Annotated in this window: 15 protein-coding genes; 7 read left to right on the forward strand and 8 right to left on the reverse strand. The window is 50.7% G+C overall.

The genetic code is table 11. From position 1 onward, the window contains the following. Positions 1-175 precede the first annotated feature (175 nt). A complete protein-coding gene (locus ABJV08_RS12945) occupies positions 176-499 on the forward strand; it encodes a hypothetical protein (RefSeq protein ID WP_348039836.1) in 324 nt (107 codons plus the stop codon). Positions 500-660: 161 nt separating this feature from the next. Here ABJV08_RS12945 and ABJV08_RS12950 read toward each other — a convergent pair whose 3' ends face one another. The 6 genes from ABJV08_RS12950 to ABJV08_RS12975 form a co-directional block, all read right to left on the reverse strand. Continuing rightward, positions 661-2,118, reverse strand: a complete 1,458-nt coding sequence (locus tag ABJV08_RS12950) for an MFS transporter (RefSeq protein ID WP_348039835.1) — start codon at positions 2,116-2,118, stop codon at positions 661-663. Positions 2,119-2,357: 239 nt separating this feature from the next. Next, on the reverse strand, positions 2,358-3,902 hold the full coding sequence (locus tag ABJV08_RS12955) for a hypothetical protein (RefSeq protein ID WP_348039834.1): 1,545 nt from the start codon (positions 3,900-3,902) through the stop codon (positions 2,358-2,360). A 435-nt stretch (positions 3,903-4,337) separates the two neighbouring features. Next, positions 4,338-5,261, reverse strand: coding sequence for a PilZ domain-containing protein (locus ABJV08_RS12960; protein ID WP_348039833.1), 924 nt, complete (start codon positions 5,259-5,261; stop codon positions 4,338-4,340). After that, the gene (locus tag ABJV08_RS12965; RefSeq protein ID WP_348039832.1) at positions 5,262-5,846 is read right to left on the reverse strand and encodes a hypothetical protein; all 585 of its coding nucleotides are present in this window, start codon (positions 5,844-5,846) and stop codon (positions 5,262-5,264) included. Between the two features lie 50 nt (positions 5,847-5,896). Then, positions 5,897-6,187 (reverse strand): hypothetical protein, encoded by a 291-nt coding sequence (locus ABJV08_RS12970; RefSeq protein WP_348039831.1) that lies wholly within the window; start codon positions 6,185-6,187, stop codon positions 5,897-5,899. A gap of 592 nt (positions 6,188-6,779) precedes the next feature. Continuing rightward, the gene (locus ABJV08_RS12975) at positions 6,780-8,183 is read right to left on the reverse strand and encodes a Mur ligase family protein (RefSeq protein WP_348039830.1); all 1,404 of its coding nucleotides are present in this window, start codon (positions 8,181-8,183) and stop codon (positions 6,780-6,782) included. Between the two features lie 34 nt (positions 8,184-8,217). On the opposite strand from ABJV08_RS12975, the gene ABJV08_RS12980 reads away from it, so the two are divergent. Beyond that, positions 8,218-9,075: an LD-carboxypeptidase gene (locus tag ABJV08_RS12980; protein WP_348039829.1), complete on the forward strand. Its 858-nt coding sequence runs from the start codon at positions 8,218-8,220 to the stop codon at positions 9,073-9,075. A gap of 20 nt (positions 9,076-9,095) precedes the next feature. Here ABJV08_RS12980 and ABJV08_RS12985 read toward each other — a convergent pair whose 3' ends face one another. Continuing rightward, entirely contained in the window at positions 9,096-11,018 is a 1,923-nt protein-coding gene (locus ABJV08_RS12985; RefSeq protein WP_348039828.1) for a nucleoside-diphosphate sugar epimerase/dehydratase, read from the reverse strand. A gap of 281 nt (positions 11,019-11,299) precedes the next feature. Between ABJV08_RS12985 and ABJV08_RS12990 the strand changes: the two genes are divergently transcribed. The 3 genes from ABJV08_RS12990 to ABJV08_RS13000 are packed head-to-tail and all read left to right on the forward strand — an operon-like array spanning position 11,300 to position 14,504. After that, entirely contained in the window at positions 11,300-12,604 is a 1,305-nt protein-coding gene (locus ABJV08_RS12990) for a UDP-glucose/GDP-mannose dehydrogenase family protein (protein ID WP_348039827.1), read from the forward strand. A gap of 19 nt (positions 12,605-12,623) precedes the next feature. Then, positions 12,624-13,427, forward strand: a complete 804-nt coding sequence (locus tag ABJV08_RS12995; protein WP_348039826.1) for a class I mannose-6-phosphate isomerase — start codon at positions 12,624-12,626, stop codon at positions 13,425-13,427. A 9-nt stretch (positions 13,428-13,436) separates the two neighbouring features. Continuing rightward, the gene (locus ABJV08_RS13000; protein ID WP_348039825.1) at positions 13,437-14,504 is read left to right on the forward strand and encodes a mannose-1-phosphate guanylyltransferase/mannose-6-phosphate isomerase; all 1,068 of its coding nucleotides are present in this window, start codon (positions 13,437-13,439) and stop codon (positions 14,502-14,504) included. Here the strand turns inward: ABJV08_RS13000 and ABJV08_RS13005 are convergent. Then, positions 14,501-14,875, reverse strand: a complete 375-nt coding sequence (locus ABJV08_RS13005; protein WP_348039824.1) for a hypothetical protein — start codon at positions 14,873-14,875, stop codon at positions 14,501-14,503. The two genes, ABJV08_RS13000 and ABJV08_RS13005, sit on opposite strands and share 4 nt — an antisense overlap. Before the next feature lie 94 nt (positions 14,876-14,969). Here ABJV08_RS13005 and wecB point away from each other — a divergent pair, with 94 nt between their 5' ends. Together wecB and wecC are read left to right on the forward strand one after the other, a co-directional pair. Beyond that, positions 14,970-16,115, forward strand: a complete 1,146-nt coding sequence (gene wecB / locus ABJV08_RS13010; protein ID WP_348039823.1) for a UDP-N-acetylglucosamine 2-epimerase (non-hydrolyzing) — start codon at positions 14,970-14,972, stop codon at positions 16,113-16,115. 105 nt (positions 16,116-16,220) lie between these two features. After that, positions 16,221-17,519 carry a UDP-N-acetyl-D-mannosamine dehydrogenase gene (gene wecC / locus ABJV08_RS13015; RefSeq protein ID WP_348039822.1) on the forward strand — a complete coding sequence of 433 codons (1,299 nt, stop codon included), beginning with the start codon at positions 16,221-16,223 and terminating at the stop codon, positions 17,517-17,519. Positions 17,520-17,538: the final 19 nt, after the last annotated feature.

Consider the following 17,538-nt stretch of genomic DNA (forward strand, 5'->3'; position numbering starts at 1 on the left):
TCTTGTTCGAGCGTCGGACGCGCTACATCTCTAAAAGGCCATGATCGACACGCTCAATCATCATTGCTTTTATCCTTTTAATTTCAGATTGTTACAAAAACGGAATCTTGCATTTTGAGGTTGTACATTGATCTTTTTTTGCATAACGAACCGCGTTCCCAAATGGAGATATCAAATGAACAAATCAATTTTTGCAATATTGTCTGTTGGTGCATTGGCTCTGACCGGCTGTGCTGACAACAGCGCCGATTCCGTTGAAGGCACCGATGCGGCGGCCAGCAACGAAGCTGCTGCGGCGGCATGTACTCAAGAAAACATGCAAGAAAAAGCGACCGCGCTCTCTAGCAAAATGCAGGAACTGGCCGGCGATCCAGCCAAGTTGCAGGAACTTTCTGAGGAAATGATGGCGATTCAGAAAAAGGTTCAAGAAAATACTGCAGATGGCAGCTACTCACTTCAAGATGCGTGCGACGCATATGATGAATTGCTGAAGCTTTAAGCCTCTAAAAATCTATTGAGGAGAGCGTTTTAAATTGGTTGCCAGCCAACCTCATGCACGAACGCTCTCCTCATTCATTCCCTTTGCTAGCCCCGATGACGGCCAATCTCACGGACTGTGATTGGGATCAGAACACAATGTCCAACATGGTGGAACGCTGATCACGGCGATGCTTTTCGTGCGGCCAGCTCCTTAACCGTCGCATCATGCTTGGCTCGGTCGACTTTGTAGAAGCTGATGATCACCAGGACGGTCAGCAACATAGCCAAAATGACCGGCACATATACCGCCCCCAATTTCCACAATATCTCATCGGACAATTCGCCTTGCGTTGCGCCGGCCGCGACGCCGACAACGGACAGAACAAATCCAGCAATCACAATGCCAAAGCCTTCGCCAAATTTGCGCATGAACGTGGCCGCTGCGAAAAACAGACCTTCCGAGCGGTTGCCGGTTTTGACTTCACCTTGTTCCACCAGGTCTGCCATCATCGAGGTCGCCAAGACCTGGAAACAAATGATCAATCCGACATCAAGTGTATTGGTGATGGCAACGATCCAGAATATTTCTGGCGTTCCATTTTCCGGCAAGACATCAATCAAGCGCAGGAAGATCGGCAACGGCAAACCAATGAACCCCACGAAACCGACGGCAAGGGCCCCGCGCTTCTTGCCCAATGTTCGCGTAACAAATGGCGCCAATAATCCGCCGATTATCGCGGACAGGAACACACCCAATGTGATCAGACCGATTTCTTCGGCGGTAAAGCCCCAGAAATAGATAGAAAAGTAAAAGGTGAGACCGGCAGCAAAACCGCTGGCCGCAAACCGGAGAAGAGAAGCGACAAATAACGCGAAGAATGAACCGCTGGCGACAGTTTGATAGATTTCTCTGAAAATCATTGTCATCGTCATATCCCGCTTGGGCGGCGCTTGCCTCAATTTGGGAATATGCTGGTGGGTGCCGATGGCCGAGATCACAATTGCCGCGAACATGACCAATGACCCCATCAGGCCGTAAAATGCATAGGCATCCGGGTTAAACTGCCCATCCTTGATCGCGACAGTGACAAAGGCGGGGAAGATCAGAGAGAAAGCGACAACCGTCATCGCATTGCCGCCAAACCAGCCGAAGAACCCACGAAAGCTCAATATGCTGCTCCGTTCATCATAGTCGTCGGTCAACTCGGCTGCCAATGCCGTACTGGGTGTTTCATAGATGGTTATGAAAGTGCGGATCGTAATCGCGAGTATGACCACATACCAAAAAAGAGCCTGATCACTCCAGCCGGCGGGCGGTATCCAGATGAAATAATAGCTCAGTGCAACCGGGATGGCTGCTGCATACATGAAGGGGTGACGCCGTCCCCATCTCGATCGAAAATTGTCCGACCAATAGCCAACAATCGGGTCGCTAAGCGCATCAAAAACCAACGCGATCAATATAGCCAGACTGACCAACCGCGGGTCCATCCCCACAACTTGTGAATAGAAAAGCAGCAGGAAATATTTGAGGCCAGCATCCTTGGTACCATAAGCCACGGAGCCGAAACCATATGCGATTTTCGTCCAGAGTGAGGGCTTTTGTCTCACGGCGGATGCCATGGCTTGGTCGGTCAATCTCTCTCTCCCTCTCGGCGGCATCAACTTTGTTTCGCGCCGACTTGAGAGCCAACGTCATTAGATCGGTTGCCTGCCCCGGCCCGATCGATCCGCTCTTGAACAACAACGTCATGCTTGACTGCGCTCAGCAGCCACGATCGACAAGACATTTCTCAAATGGGATGCTGACAAGCCAAAGTTTGGATGGGAGATAAATGATTGGAGAAAAGGTCAATCCCGAAAGGCCGAAGGACGGTTCATTCTTCCAGCATCTTTGTCCGTTCAATTATCTTCATGGCTTCCTCGATCACGAGAGGACTAAGTATCCAACGACCAAGCACTTCCCGCGGCGCAGTTGCTTCCGGCAAGCCATAGCGCGTTGCCAGTATCTTCCATGATCGCCGCGCTTCTTTTTTGTCATTCAGCATAGCCATGGACAACATATAGGTTAGTTCGAGACTTGGCTCGTATCGAGGAGAGGACGCCATATATTCTAGAGACATATTCTTTGCATCTTCGGCATCACCCCGTTTCAGCATTTGCAATGCCACCGCCGCTGCGATGGACATATCTGCATTGGCATCCATCTGGAGCGCGCGGACAGCATAGGCTTCCCCGTCAGGATGGTTGCACGCAATCAAATATAGGCCAAGATATCCGGAAATCCTGGAATTCAGGGGATTTAACTTTACCGCCTTCTTGCCCCAGGCAAGCCCGGTGATACAATCACCGACGAAAAAGGCGGATTGTGCCACCGCAAAATTGGCACCTGCGCTTGCGTGATCCAGTGCTTCAGCCCGCCTCGCAAGCGCCATGCCTGCCCCTTTTTCTTCCGCTTTGGTGTCTACGCTCTGGGTCATGTTTTGGGCAAAGGCGACCATGCTCAAAAGATAGACATCTTTAGGAAAGCGTTGCACCGACTTGCGCATACAATTGCGGAGTGGTGCGAGTTTTTCGGGTTCGCGATAGCGGTTGTACATGTCAAATTGCAGCAGACAAGGATAGCCCGCTGAGAAGTCATTGCCAACTTTGGACATTTCAGTTTGTGCTATCTCACCATAGTCTCCGACCAGCGATATAATGGCTTTGTCGATGGCCAGCACTAGCGCATCTGTATCTTCCGTGCTGATTTCTCTCGACCACAAGATCTCTCCGCTGTCCTCTTCCAGCAACCGCAGTTCGATTTGGCCGGCTTCAGCATCCATAAAGCGTAGACGGATTGCATAGTCGAAACCTTCCACCGGTTCGGACCCGGCATCGAAAATCCGTATTCTATCGAATCCGCTCATGCCGCGGACCAATTGATTGCCAATGACCTCGGATAGTTCTGAACCGCTATTGCCAGCACCGCTCTTTGGCAAATCCAACAAAACTCTCGGGTAGGCGATCTCATCTGCCGGCTTGTTAGGCCATAGAGAATAACCCAAAAGACCGACGAGAACCAATGCGATTGCAGATACCAAAATCAGGATTGGCCATCTGGACCCAGCGCGACTCTCCACGGTTGGCTTGGCCAATGCCGCAACGGTTTCGGGTTCTGACGCTATCGGTTCAGAGGCCTTTTGGCTGATCGATTTCCCGATCAAATTTTCGCTATCATCCGAAATTTCTATATTGGGCTCTAAGATGATTTCATATTTGCTCGGTGCAATATACAGTCGGTTTTCGCCTCCATGTGCGAGGTAGAAATTGTCGAGCATCCGGCGAAGGCGGCCCATTTGGACCCGGGGGTAGCTATCGGTCTGAGAATCAAAATCCTCACCACGACCGAACGCATCTGTTGCGATCGTATAGCTCTTCAAGGGGACTGGATTTCCGGACAATTTATAATCCACCAAGAATCGCAACAGCTTGCACATACTTGGTGATCGCGCAAATTTCGGATCGCTCAATAACCGGTCGCGTTCCAAACATAGCTGTAGAGCGGTTGACTCTTCCATCGTTTCAATATCACCCCTATTGCAACTCTTGCAAAGCCTCAAAACCCCAGAAAACTTGCATAGCCGTCATTTTTTCTGGAAAAAAACACTCTCTAAAAGAACGTGATTTTCCGCATTATAAAACGTAACATCTTGTAACATAGCCGAGAATGTCAAGTTTTTCAAACCATCAAATCTGGATAGAATTTGGAATCCGAGAGGTATCGCGAAGGCGGGAGGACATTAGTTCAGTCAAACGCCAGTCTAGTCCTGACGTTCCGTTATAATAGACTCTAAGCCTCGGTCGGATTGCTGAAGCTATGGTTTTGCTGCAAGCCGTTCCTCATCAAATGCGCGCAAAACGATCGTTCCGATCGAGAGTTCCACATTGTCGGCATTTCTAATGCTGACCCGATAGAAGAATTTTGACGTCGCTTTGAACTGGATCAAGGCCTGGGTCGCTGTATCCATCTTGTCGATCAGTATCTCTTTTCCCAGGTCATCATGGCCAATGACATGAAACGGCAGCGATTCTGCTGCCAGGTCCCGAGCACGCGACATATTGTCCTCCTGATTCAGTTCCGCCAGTTCAACCGCATCAATTTTTGCTGCCCGATAGAAAGTGGACAACCAGACCATCAGATCATCGAGCGGAAGCCTCTGGGAAAATGCGATGCCGACACGGTTGCCAGATTGCCAACGAACGACCCCATTGATGTTCAGCAATTCAGGCACGGAAAGCCGCAGATTCTTGCCAAGCGCGAAGGTTGAATCTGTCTGCACACAGATTCCAGCGGGTGAAATGTCACAAATATCTCCATGGATCAGTTCTGAGCCCTGATAGAGATTAATGGGGTGGCTCACCTCGATCCGCGGTAGGCGGGCAATTCGTCCCGATACGGTTTCATGCGGCTTGGCCAATATTTTTGAGACATCGATAGGTTTGGAAAACTCGATACCGACCAGGGCATTCTCGCGCCATCGCACCACACCCGACAATATTTGATCTTCCGTTAGTTCCGCTGAAATATTTTCACCCAGTTCAAAACTGGGGTGCACTTCAAGCATCATTCCGGTGGATGAAAGATTCTTGATAAAACCCCAGCCTTCTCCAGATTCTGCTCTGATTTTTGCCAGCCGCAACATCGCTATATGCCGGTCTTGTTTCCGCCGGTCCGCTTCTGCAATGATAGGACCCGTTTCGTCGGAGGATGGCATCTCGAATTCGATGGTATTTTTCATCTACTTGACCTTCATTCTGTACCGTAAAGAAAATCGTTCATATTTGCCGCTAACCGGCAATAATACTCCGCGCGGCCGCAACTTTATGTGTGTCACATTCTGATCAAAACCATCGGCATCTGCGACGGGAATATAGTCGAACGTCATGCCGCCATCGCTGGAGAACTCGACGGAATCATCTGTGCTCGTAAGGCCTTCGAAGCTGAATTCCAGATCACTGTCATTGTCGACAAACGCCGCTGGCCCGGCACCGCTCCGAGCCAAGTCACCCACGAACAGAATCAGATGTTCAGGGATCACATCAGTGATCATGAAGGAGGTCGCCGGCGATCCTGACAAAGTGGGTCCGGTCACGCTGACAGAATAGTCTACAACAGCACCGGGAACGACCTGCGCCGCATTTCCCTGCCCTAAGGGACTGGAAACAATATTGCTGGAAAGTCCGATAGCAATATTCTCGCCGGAGCCTTCCTCCGACGCCGCGAACAGTGGAGCAGCAAAAAACATGGATGCGATGCCACAAACCAGAGCACGCGACAGCGCCGGCCGATGGTGACCGGATCGGTCTTTTTGCAGTTGTTTCACTTTGGCTCTCCCAATGAAATTTGGCATTTTCTTTCCCTTTGATGATCGTTTTACTGCAATTCTATCAACCGCAGTTCGCAGGTCGCATCGATGTCCTCATCGTAATCGGGACCGATCAGAGCAGCACAATTGTGATGCGCAGTGCGCCGCAAAATATGGATGTCCGATGCACTGGAACTGATGCTTGCTTGTGGATTGGCAGTCATGGTGAAACGGCTGACAACGCGCGCGCTTGCTATCGTGACGATGCGACCATTGACCGACCCTCCTTGGGCAGCCGTCGTCGAGCCCTCAGAGGCTAATGCCGGTACAATGCCGACCGCTATCACAATGAGAAGCACTGGAATTATGATGCGGAAACCACAAAAATACCCCGGGTAATCGGGTTGTTTTCTCCACAATATCGTACCGGCTGACTGCATGACCCATCCCACAAATATTTAGCAAGAGGGAGGCTCCCTGGCGGCTGTTCACTGATGGAGCGGATAGAGAATTCATCCGCTCCATCAGGAACAATCGATACGATAATGACCAGAATACCGTAGCGATGCTGGGACAATTGTGGCGCATAATTGGGTTACCACAGGCAAAAGCCGAATTGCCCCACTTGCCCATCATTTGTGGAGGAGCCAGGCGACAAAAGGCAGTTTGACACGGCAAATGATACAGTACGTTACAATATGATACTACTAAACTGTTGCGCTAGCTGGTTAATTTTGACCTGCCATCATTCAATGGCTGAAAAAATTAAGGCTTTCTTTAGAAGAGTTAACAGCATCTTTCCCTTTGAACGCCCCAGAAGCTCGTCCTTGTAAGGCAGAAAAGCAATTTCTCACGCAACTGCAACCTCGTCAGGCGGACACCCTCGAAGCGATAATCTCATTGTTGCGATGAAGCAAAGCCGGGATCGTCAGGAATATACCACTACGGCGACTATATTCTGTCTTTGGCGATCGCGACCAACATCGACTGCGCAAAGCCATGCAATGTATCATCCCGCGCGCCCATGACGACGATACGATCCCCCGGCACAGCAAGATTCACGATCCTGTCGCCACAGTCCTGCCGCGCCGCAATATGTTCTGCATTGCCGCCGGCAGCAGCTATGGCATCCACGATGGACTCACTGCCTAGCGATCGATCAACCGTACCACCAAAATAAACGGGGTCACACAGAATGACATGGTCATCTTCGCCAAGATATTCAGAGAAAACCGCCGCGAGCTCTGCTCCCATTTTTTTTATCGGTCCAAAACCATGAGGCTGGAAGAAGGCGATGACACGTCCCGGGAAGGCCTTTAGAGTCCGCAATGTTGCGGCAATTTTATCGGGATTATGCCCGAAATCGTCAATGACGCTAATGTTGTTCGTGGTCCCGACAACATCGAACCGGCGGGCAAGCCCTTGGAACGTCGAAATGGCCGATATCGCACCCTCTATCGGCACGCCCATTGCACAAGTCGTCGCGATGGCTGCAAGGGCATTGGCGATATTATGTCGGCCAGGCACATGTAAGTTTAGTTGATGGTCTTGCCCGTTGACCCGCATAGTAAAACTGCTGCCAAGAGGTTTCTCCAGCACGTCCAGGGCCCGATAATCAGATCCATCCGAGAACCCAAAACTGCTTGCCTTGGCCAAGTGGCATGAATTCACGAGCAGCTGCGATTCCTCATCATCATGATTCCAAATCGCGTGCTGTGACTTTGCGATAAAATCGCCGAACAATATTCTAAGTTCTTCAAGGCTTTTATGATCAAGACTGACATTATTGAGCACCGCAATTTCAGGATTGAACAAAGCAATAGAACCATCGCTTTCGTCAACCTCGCTCACCATCACTGACCCTGCCCCGACTCTCGAGCTGGCAAACGGGGCATCCGCATCGGCAAAATTTTTCATCACCGCGCCGTTCACGATTGCAGGATCAAGGCCAACTTCCGTTAGCACCCAGCCGATCATGCCCGTTACAGTCGACTTTCCACTTGTTCCGCCAATGGCAATACTATGGGGCGCAGAATTGAAATGCTCTGCCAGAAGCTCCGCGCGTGTCATTCGCTTGCAACCCAAGGCAATGGCCCGTGCAACATCTGGGACGCTATCTTCTATAGCTGCGGATGCAATCAATATCTGATGGCTGTCGACCAGGCCACTGCCGTCCTGATCAAACAGCGTGATACCGCGGTCTTGCAACCATTGAAACTTGTCGGCCAATCGTCCCTGGTCCAGAGCGCGATCGGATCCCGCAACCCGCGCGCCCGCAGCTTTGACAATCATAGCCAGGGGCAACATTCCGGAGCCACCGATACCGCAAAAATAATAGGATTTGTCTTCACTCATTTTTTCGCGCTATTGCTTCTCAATCCATTTTGCAATGGCACAAGGAACAAAATTGATATCCTCTTCATTCCGCATCGGCATTTGTGCTCCGTCGACCCCCTTCACACAGGAGGCGGCCGATCATGTTATCGCGCTCGCAGCCGAAACACATCCACAAGCCGCATTGTTGTTTGATGAACAGTGTTTTTTCGAAGAAGGGCATTTTGCCGGCAGCGACGCACAACGCACCGATGGCTTCGTATCCTTGGCCAACGACCCGGAAATCGATGCCATCTGGTTTGCACGCGGCGGCTATGGTGCAGCACGGATTGCGGATGCCGCAATCGCGCAGCTCAATGACTGTGCCAACCGCAAAACATATCTTGGCTATAGCGACGCCGGCAACCTCCTTGGGGCGCTATACAAAGCAAAAGTCGGCGCAGTAGCGCATGGCCCAATGCCTTCTGATATTCTCAGAGACGGCGGCGATGAAGCCGTCAGAAGGTCCTTGGACTGGATCGTTGATAGAAAAGCAGATGCTCTCGAACCGGGTCTGCTCGATGGTAATAAATATGCCGCGTTTAATCTCATGACCCTGTCGATGATGACAGGCACGCATTTGATGCCCGATCTTCAGGACCATATTCTCATCGTCGAAGAGGTTTCTGAATATCTCTATGCTTTTGATCGGGCCATGTTCCATCTGTGCAGCAATCTTGCGGACAAAAGGCTATCTGGAATCAAATTGGGTAACGTCAGCGATGTTCCGGAGAATGATCGACCTTTTGGCGAATATCCCGAAGTCATTGCGAAGCGATGGGCGGAGAAAAACGGCATCGCCTATCTGGGCCGGGCACAAATCGGACATGATGTGCAAAATAGGATTGTGCCCTTCGGTCCGCTCACCCCCTGACCGTCTTAGACCGCTGAGGCTTACGAGGCTTTTTCCAATTTTTCATTGTCTCTACCGTGGACAAATTCCGGAACCAGAGATTTCAGCATCGTGACCGCGGCTTTCGGATCACGGCAGTTCATAAGGCCGGCTATCAATTCATCAAGCTCCTCTGACGACAAATAGGATTCATGCGCCTTCATGATTCGAGGGTGCAATGTGGATTGCGGGTCATTGCCTATGATCAGCTCTTCGTAGAGTTTTTCACCCGCACGCAAGCCGACTTCGACAATTTCAATATCGCCTTCGGGGTTTGCGTCATCACGCACTGTCAGTCCCGACAGCCGAACCATTGTCTCCGCCAAATCCAGAATCTTGACAGATTTCCCCATGTCCAGCACAAAAACTTCACCGCCCTTTGCCATTCCCGCGGCCTGAATGACCAGCTGAGCCGCTTCCGGTATGGTCATGAAATAACGGGTCACGTTGCGATGGGTTACGGTGATTGGCCCCCCTTGCTCGATCTGCTTGCGGAAGAGAGGCACTACAGAACCGCTGGATCCGAGCACATTGCCAAATCGGACCATGGAGAATCTGGTCTCTCCACCCGTGATTGCAAAATTCTGGATCACTTGTTCAGCAGCCCGCTTTGTTGCCCCCATGACGTTGGTCGGGCGAACCGCTTTGTCGGTGCTAATCAATATGAAGTTTTTGATCCGCGCTGCCACAGCAGCAGCGGCCAGCGTTTGAGTGCCCAGAATATTGTTTCGAATACCTTCAATCGGATTGGCCTCAACGAGGGGCACATGTTTATATGCGGCAGCGTGGAAAACCGTGTCCGGTTGCCACTGTGAAAAAACTTCGTCCAATCTTGCAGCATCAACAACCGACCCGAGGACAGGAATCAATTCAAGTTGCACCGAGCTATGAAGGGCCAGATATTGCTTAAGCTCTTTTTCAATTTCGTAGAGAGAAAATTCAGATCGATCCAATAAGATCAAACGATGCGCCCCGGATTTGGCGATCTGCCGACAGAGTTCGCTGCCGATAGAGCCCCCTGCCCCTGTTACGAGGACTGTCTTGCCGACAATGGTCTTGCCGAACAAAAGTTCATTTGGAGCAACCGGCTCTCGCCCCAGCAAATCTTCAATATCAAGCTCACGAATATCACTAAATGCAACTTTCCCCGAGATGATTTCATTCATTTTCGGCAATGTTTGGACATGCACCTTGAACTCGCGGACTTGCTCGACAATCGCACGACGCTTTTTGCGGTTGATCCTGGGCAAAGCCAAAAGGATATCTGTGATTTCCTTTTTCTCGATCAATTCCGCAAGGCCGCCGCTCCAGAAGACCTTGTCTCTATCCAGCTTTTGTCCATTTAATCGGCGATCATCGTCAATATAGCCACACAAGCGCATGCCGGGTTCCGAACGCATCGAAGCAGCAAGCTGCTGTCCCGCACTGCCCGCGCCATAGATCAAAACATTTTTTACCTCACCGACAAAGCTATTTCTGCCAAGAATGTCGACCATCAGATATCGTGCAGCAACCCTTGCAAAACCAACCAGAATGAAAAACACAACGGGCTGGATGATACCAATCGTCCGCGGCACTCCGGCGATTCCGACAACAGCGAATATCGTCCCAATGACAACAGAATAGACGATGAAAGCACGAACCAGGGTGCGCATCATTCCTGTGCCGGCATAGCGAAATATCGCCTGATACACCCCAAGCAGGATGAAAACCGGAATCATCGCCAAAAGACAAGTCAACACCATCTTCTGAACGGCAATATCCCACAACACCCAAACGCCGATGCGAAGCGAATAGGCTATCCAAATCGACTGCACACAAAGCAGAATATCGAGCAAAAACACGATTGTTCTTTTTTGCCAGCGCGATAGCTGTGCAATCTTTTCCAATATAGTTGTCACGACGACAGTGATATTTTCAATCATTTGGCTCTCAAAGCTGCGACGCCGAATACCTTATTTACCGGCCATGGAGCATTAAGCCAAGCAGTTTAAAACAGATACTAATTATGGGCTGGTTTATTTTGTGGTAACATTCAAGCTATATAGGCCCACAGGCTCGCTTTCTCGGCAATGAAAGCTGGCCAACCCCAATCATCATTTGGGTTTCAAGGCGCCCCCAATGCAGCGGGCTTGACTTGTGACCCACTACGAACGAAAACCCGCCGGATTTTGCCGAAGATAAGATTAGATTTAGAGGACATTGAATGAAACTTGCAATGATTGGTTCTGGCTATGTAGGCCTAGTTTCTGGCGCCTGTTTCGCTGATTTTGGCCATGATGTGGTGTGCGTGGACAAAGATCAGGCCAAAATATCTAACCTGAACAACAATATCATGCCGATCTACGAGCCAGGTTTGGCAGACTTGGTCAAACGCAATGTTGAGGCGGAGCGCTTGTCATTTTCGACTGATCTGGCCGCTTCTGTAAAGGATTGCGATGCCATCTTCATTGCGGTGGGAACCCCTTCCCGAAGAGGCGATGGCCACGCCGACCTAAGCTATGTGTACGCGGCGAGCGAAGAAATCGCTGACTCCATCACCAAACCAACAGTGGTTATCACCAAATCGACGGTTCCCGTTGGAACCGGTGACGAAGTTGAGCAAATCCTACAGAACAAAAAGCCGCGCGATCAGTTTTCAGTCGTTTCCAATCCGGAATTCTTGCGCGAAGGCGCTGCGATCCGGGATTTCAAGCGTCCCGACCGCATTGTCATTGGCACCGAGGATGGCTGGGCAAAAGATGTGATGACGGAAATTTATCGTCCGCTTTTCCTCAATGAATCGCCGATATTGTTCACCGGTCGACGCACCGCGGAATTGACAAAATATGCAGCCAATGCATTTCTCGCGACGAAGATCACCTTCATCAACGAGATAGCTGATCTGTGCGAGAAAGTGGGCGCTGATGTCCAAGAAGTCGCTCGCGGCATTGGCTTGGATAACCGGATTGGAGAAAAATTCCTCCATGCCGGTCCGGGATATGGCGGCAGTTGCTTTCCAAAAGACACTCTGGCTTTGATGAAAACGGCTCAGGACAATGATAGCCCGGTTCGCATTGTTGAAGCGGTCGTACAGGTGAATGACCAACGCAAACGCGCCATGGGCCGCAAGGCTATCCAAGCGCTGGGCGGAGATGTTCGAAACAAGAAAGTGGCATTGCTCGGTCTCACCTTCAAACCAAATACAGATGATATGCGAGACGCTCCTTCCATCGCAATCGCTCAAACTTTGATCGACGGCGGCGCCCACGTATCGGCTTATGATCCCGAAGGAATGGAATTGGCAAAAGAGATCATGCCGACCGTGGAAATGGCCGATAGCGGATACGCGGCCGCACAAGATGCCGATGCTGTGGTCATAGTGACCGAATGGGATGCGTTCCGCGCACTGGATTTGAAAAAACTATCACAAGTCATGAAAGGCAATGTGCTGGTGGATTTGCGGAATATTTACAATCCAGCGGAAGTTGCACAAACGGGTCTCATTTACTCCAGCATCGGGCGAAGTTAGTGCCCACTTTATTCGAGTAATGAAGCTAAAACGAAAATTCGTGGAAAAGCCATGGGGTCAGGAAATTTTGCCTGATATTTTTGGCGGCAAAAACAAAAAGAAAATTGGCGAAATTTGGTTCGAGGCCCCGAAAGGCATATCGCCCCAGCTGATGAGCAAATATCTCTTCACCAGCGCAAAACTGTCCATCCAAGTGCATCCAAATGATCGCCAGGCACGCAGGGTTGGCCTTCCGCACGGCAAAGAAGAATGTTGGCTCATTTTGGATGCGGAACCAGATGCTGTCTTGGGTCTCGGTTTGAATAAAACCGTGAGCGCGGCAAAATTAAAGGCTGCGGCTCTATTGGGTGAAATTGAACAGCTTATCGACTGGAAGCCCGCAAAAAAAGGCGATTTTTTCTACGTTCCACCGGGAACGATCCACGCCATCGGAGCGGGCATTTCATTGTTAGAAGTCCAACAGAACGTCGACATAACCTATCGGATTTATGACTATGGACGCCCGCGCGAACTTCACCTTGATGAAGCCATAGAAATCACAAAATTGACGTCATATGATATGAATTTGTGGAGTGAAATCCCGACCGACACGTCGGCAATCCTGACCGCTGGCGCACCGTTCGAACTCTTTCAGATCATTGGCACGGACGACGCCATCATCTCGAAGACGAAGAGCAAGGAATGGCAAGTCATTCCCTTGGAAGGTTCGGTTACTGTACGCGGAAAATTGATCAAGGCCGGGGAATGCGGAATTTGCCCCCGTTTTAGCGATATTGATCTTTCAAAAAACAAGAGGTCACTCATCGCCTGTTCGATGATGTGAAATACTGATATGTCCCAAAATACTCTCATTACGCCGGTTATTCTCTCTGGCGGATCCGGGACTCGGCTTTGGCCGCTTTCAACTCCCGAGAAACCAAAACAATTTCTCAACCTGATGGGCCCTCTGAGCATGTTTCAGTTGACCCTTCAACGATGCGCAGAAGGGCAAAGCTATCGCCGGACGCTCATTGTCGGTTCGTCTCAGCATACGGGAATCATGCAGGAGCAGATGGCGGAAGTTGGCGCGACACCGGGCACGATCATTTTGGAGCCTTGCGCGCGCAACACCGCCCCCGCGATCGCGCTTGCTGCGCTCGCTGCTGAAAATCCTGCGGATTTGTTGCTGGTGATGCCGAGCGATCATATGATCAAAAATATATCGGCATTTCAAAAAGCCGTTCAGGAATCGATACCCGTCGCGCAATCTGGCTGGTTGGTAACATTCGGCATCGAACCCACAGGACCGGCGACAGGATACGGATATATACAACAAGGTGATGCCATTGTTGGGAGCACCAAAAGCTTGTCAGCGAGAAGGTTTGTCGAAAAACCGAATCTCGGAAACGCAGAAAAAATGCTTGCGGAGGGCGGCTACCATTGGAATGCAGGAATATTCCTGTTCCGGGCAGATACTTTTTTGACGGCCATGGAAAAATATTCCCCCGAGATGCTCGCCGCCTGTCAATCGGCCATGGATCGCGCGAAAATCGAAGAGGGTTATTGCTATCCCGACCCGGATGAATTTGCATCTGCACCTTCTGATTCCATTGATTATGCGATCATGGAAAGAGCAGAAAAAGTAGCGGTGACACCGGTCAACCCAGGCTGGTCTGATGTCGGAAGTTGGGACTCGTTATTTGATATTTGCGACAAGAACAAACAGTCAAATGTCATATTTGGCAAGGCTGTAACATTAGATTCAGCCAATAATCTGATCCACAGTCACGGACTAGAAATCGCGGCCTATGGGGTACAGGATTTGATCATTGTCACCCATGAAAACAGAGTGATGATATTGCCACGAGGTCAGTCTGAACATGTCAAAAAAATGGCCCAGAAAATGGATTCAAAAGGCTAGCTGCGCGGTCTGTCGTTCTGCAACATGTCAATTTTTTCATCCGACCGCGCTTTTCCGATCAACCAATTCGGCCAGAAGCGGGCAATCATGAGGAACAATGAGGGCAGCAACAGAGTGTTCCAGATATCTCTATATGCTTCCTCGTAAAGTGCCGCATTCCCGGCCAACGATCCGCTAGTGGCAGTATAATCAAAATACTCATTGGCAAAGGCTGCCACCATGACAAAACCCCAGGGAACCGGGCTGGCGAGCGAGCGTCGGAGGATCAACGCTACCACGAGTTGAATCCCGATCCCCGCATAGATATGCAGCGCATCACGATCCAGACCTGTTGACAGTTCCAGCCAGTTTTTGAGTTCATACCATTGCATGAAAGGCGATTGGCCTAGCCTGCACCGGCGGTCAACGAATATTGCGACGTTTATCGTTATGAAAATTTTAGCCAAACCAGGTTAAGCAACCCAAATGACCACACAGACATCAAAAAAGCCCAAAGTCCTGACCATTTTTGGCACCAGGCCGGAAGCTATCAAGCTTTTCCCTGTCGTACAGGCACTCTCAAAACGTACCGGCTTGGAAAGCCTGTCCTGTGTAACCGCCCAGCATAGGGAAATGCTGGACCAGGTATTGAACATCGCCGATATCGAGCCTGACTTTGATCTCGACCTGATGAAGGCCAATCAAAGCCTCGACGACCTTACCGGCAGACTATTGTCCGGTATCGGCAATATATTGGATGAAACAAAACCCCAGCGGGTTGTCGTTCAGGGAGACACAGCCACCGCCATGTGCGGAGCCCTGGCTGCTTATTACCGACAGATCCCTGTCAGCCATGTCGAAGCCGGATTGCGCAGTTATAACATCTATCACCCATGGCCAGAAGAAGTGAACCGCAAGATAATCGGTACCATTGCCGATCAACATTTTGCACCCACGCAGACCTCGGCCGATGCGCTCGCAAAAGAGAATATTTTTTCCGAGCAAATATCTATTACCGGCAATACCGTTATTGATGCCCTACTGGTCACAGCAGATAAATTCAGTCATTCAAGTGGCTTAGATGAAAATCTTGTCGCGCTATACAAGAAATTTGGAAGCCGAAAGATCATTGGTGTGACCAGCCATCGCCGGGAGAATCTTGGCGACGGATTGACCAATATCGCCGGCGCTCTTCGCGACATAGCCCAGCGGGACGATGTCGCCCTGATTTTTCCGGTTCACCTAAATCCCAATGTCCGGGCAATTATGAAAGATGCCTTGGATGGCCTCGACAATGTAGCGATGATCGAACCGTTGGATTATCCAAATTTCGTAAGCCTCATCAAACATTGCAACTTCATGCTGACGGACAGCGGCGGCGTGCAAGAAGAAGCCCCGGCTCTTGGCAAACCCGTGCTTGTGATGCGGGATACAACGGAACGACCAGAAGGCATTGTAGCGGGCACCGCGAAGCTGGTTGGTACAGACAGAGATGTGATCGTGGCAGAAGCGACGAAACTTCTCGACGATGAAGATCATTATCTGGAAATGGCACGTGCCCACAATCCTTTTGGTGATGGCAAGTCCAGTCAACGCATTGCCGATATCATCGAGAAGAGTCTCAGCGTCTAAATATTTACGATCTGGCCAATAAATTACCTAAATATTTACTATGACTGACTAACTTCCCTGCAGGTAAAACGCGCCAAATCGGCGCCCTACGGAGTGGTTACTCATATGTTATCGGAAGAAAAACCAAGCGTTTGCGTCATGGGACTGGGCTATATCGGCCTGCCAACTGCAGCGGTCATCGCTCGCTCGGGATGCCGGGTACTCGGCATAGACATTAATGAACATGTGGTGGAAACCATCAATTCCGGCAAAATTCACATCGAAGAAGTGGATCTTGATGGGCTGGTCCAAGGCGTCGTGTCGCGCGGGACATTGCGCGCGTCCTTGATGGTCGAACCATCGGATATCTTCGTAATCGCTGTGCCCACGCCGTTCGGGGACAATCATATTCCCGACACCAGCTATGTCATGGAAGCAGCTACGAATATTGCCGCTGCTCTCAAGGCAGGTGACACAGTCATCCTCGAATCAACAAGCCCGGTTGGTACAACCGAGAAAATGCGGGACCTGATCGCAGAATTGCGCCCGGACCTTAAGGTACCGGGACTGGCAAATGACATTCCCGACATCGCCATTGCATATTGTCCGGAACGGGTCTTGCCCGGGAAAATTCTTGAAGAACTCATTCAGAATGACCGCAGCATTGGTGGAATCACGCCACGTTGTGCGCGCAAAGCACTGGGCTTTTACCGGCGCTTTGTCCGTGGCGAGCTTGTGACGACGTCAGCGCGCGCTGCCGAAATGACCAAGTTGGTTGAAAACAGCTATCGAGACGTCAACATCGCCTTCGCGAACGAACTTTCGATCATCGCCGATCATATGGATCTCGATGTTTGGGAAGTTATCCGCCTCGCCAACCGTCACCCCCGCGTCAATATTTTGCAGCCAGGTCCCGGCGTCGGCGGACATTGTATTGCCGTCGACCCCTGGTTCATCATTCACAGCGCACCGGAACAATCTCCTCTGATCCGGATCGCCCGCGAAGTGAATGACGGAAAAATCGGTCATGTTCTCGAGCAGGCCTCTCTCCTAATCGACGAGCTTCCCGGCGTATCTATCGCTTGCTTCGGACTCGCCTTCAAAGCGAATATCGATGATTTCCGCGAGAGCCCTGCCCTCAAAATCGCCGCAAAGCTGGCGAAACGCTACGGTGGACGGATCAAAATTGTTGAACCATATGCCAGCGAACTGCCAGCAGCTTTTGAAGGCAGCGGTGCCACTCTGATCGATATTGATGAGGCATTGGAATCCTGTTCGGTCATGATCACCCTCACCGATCACGACATGTTCAAATCAATTCCGCTTGATGAACGCGCCGGCAAAGTGGTTTACGACACGCGCGGAATCTGGCCTGATCAGCCGGACAATCGCGAAGCGGTGACCGATTTGCGATTGGCCAGTTGATCTGACCGCGAAGGAAGCT

The organism is Parasphingorhabdus sp. (assembly GCF_039982395.1).
Lineage (GTDB): Bacteria > Pseudomonadota > Alphaproteobacteria > Sphingomonadales > Sphingomonadaceae > Parasphingorhabdus.

Bases quoted from the DNA above. Each gene is read 5' to 3' on its own strand.
- ABJV08_RS12945 (WP_348039836.1), top strand. From the start codon at position 176: ATGAACAAATCAATTTTTGCAATATTGTCTGTTGGTGCATTGGCTCTG.
- ABJV08_RS12960 (WP_348039833.1), bottom strand. From the start codon at position 5,261: ATGAAAAATACCATCGAATTCGAGATGCCATCCTCCGACGAAACGGGT.
- ABJV08_RS12975 (WP_348039830.1), bottom strand. From the start codon at position 8,183: ATGAGTGAAGACAAATCCTATTATTTTTGCGGTATCGGTGGCTCCGGA.
- ABJV08_RS12980 (WP_348039829.1), top strand. From the start codon at position 8,218: ATGGCACAAGGAACAAAATTGATATCCTCTTCATTCCGCATCGGCATT.
- ABJV08_RS12985 (WP_348039828.1), bottom strand. From the start codon at position 11,018: ATGATTGAAAATATCACTGTCGTCGTGACAACTATATTGGAAAAGATT.
- ABJV08_RS12990 (WP_348039827.1), top strand. From the start codon at position 11,300: ATGAAACTTGCAATGATTGGTTCTGGCTATGTAGGCCTAGTTTCTGGC.
- ABJV08_RS12995 (WP_348039826.1), top strand. From the start codon at position 12,624: ATGAAGCTAAAACGAAAATTCGTGGAAAAGCCATGGGGTCAGGAAATT.
- ABJV08_RS13000 (WP_348039825.1), top strand. From the start codon at position 13,437: ATGTCCCAAAATACTCTCATTACGCCGGTTATTCTCTCTGGCGGATCC.
- ABJV08_RS13005 (WP_348039824.1), bottom strand. From the start codon at position 14,875: ATGCAATGGTATGAACTCAAAAACTGGCTGGAACTGTCAACAGGTCTG.
- wecB (WP_348039823.1), top strand. From the start codon at position 14,970: ATGACCACACAGACATCAAAAAAGCCCAAAGTCCTGACCATTTTTGGC.
- wecC (WP_348039822.1), top strand. From the start codon at position 16,221: ATGTTATCGGAAGAAAAACCAAGCGTTTGCGTCATGGGACTGGGCTAT.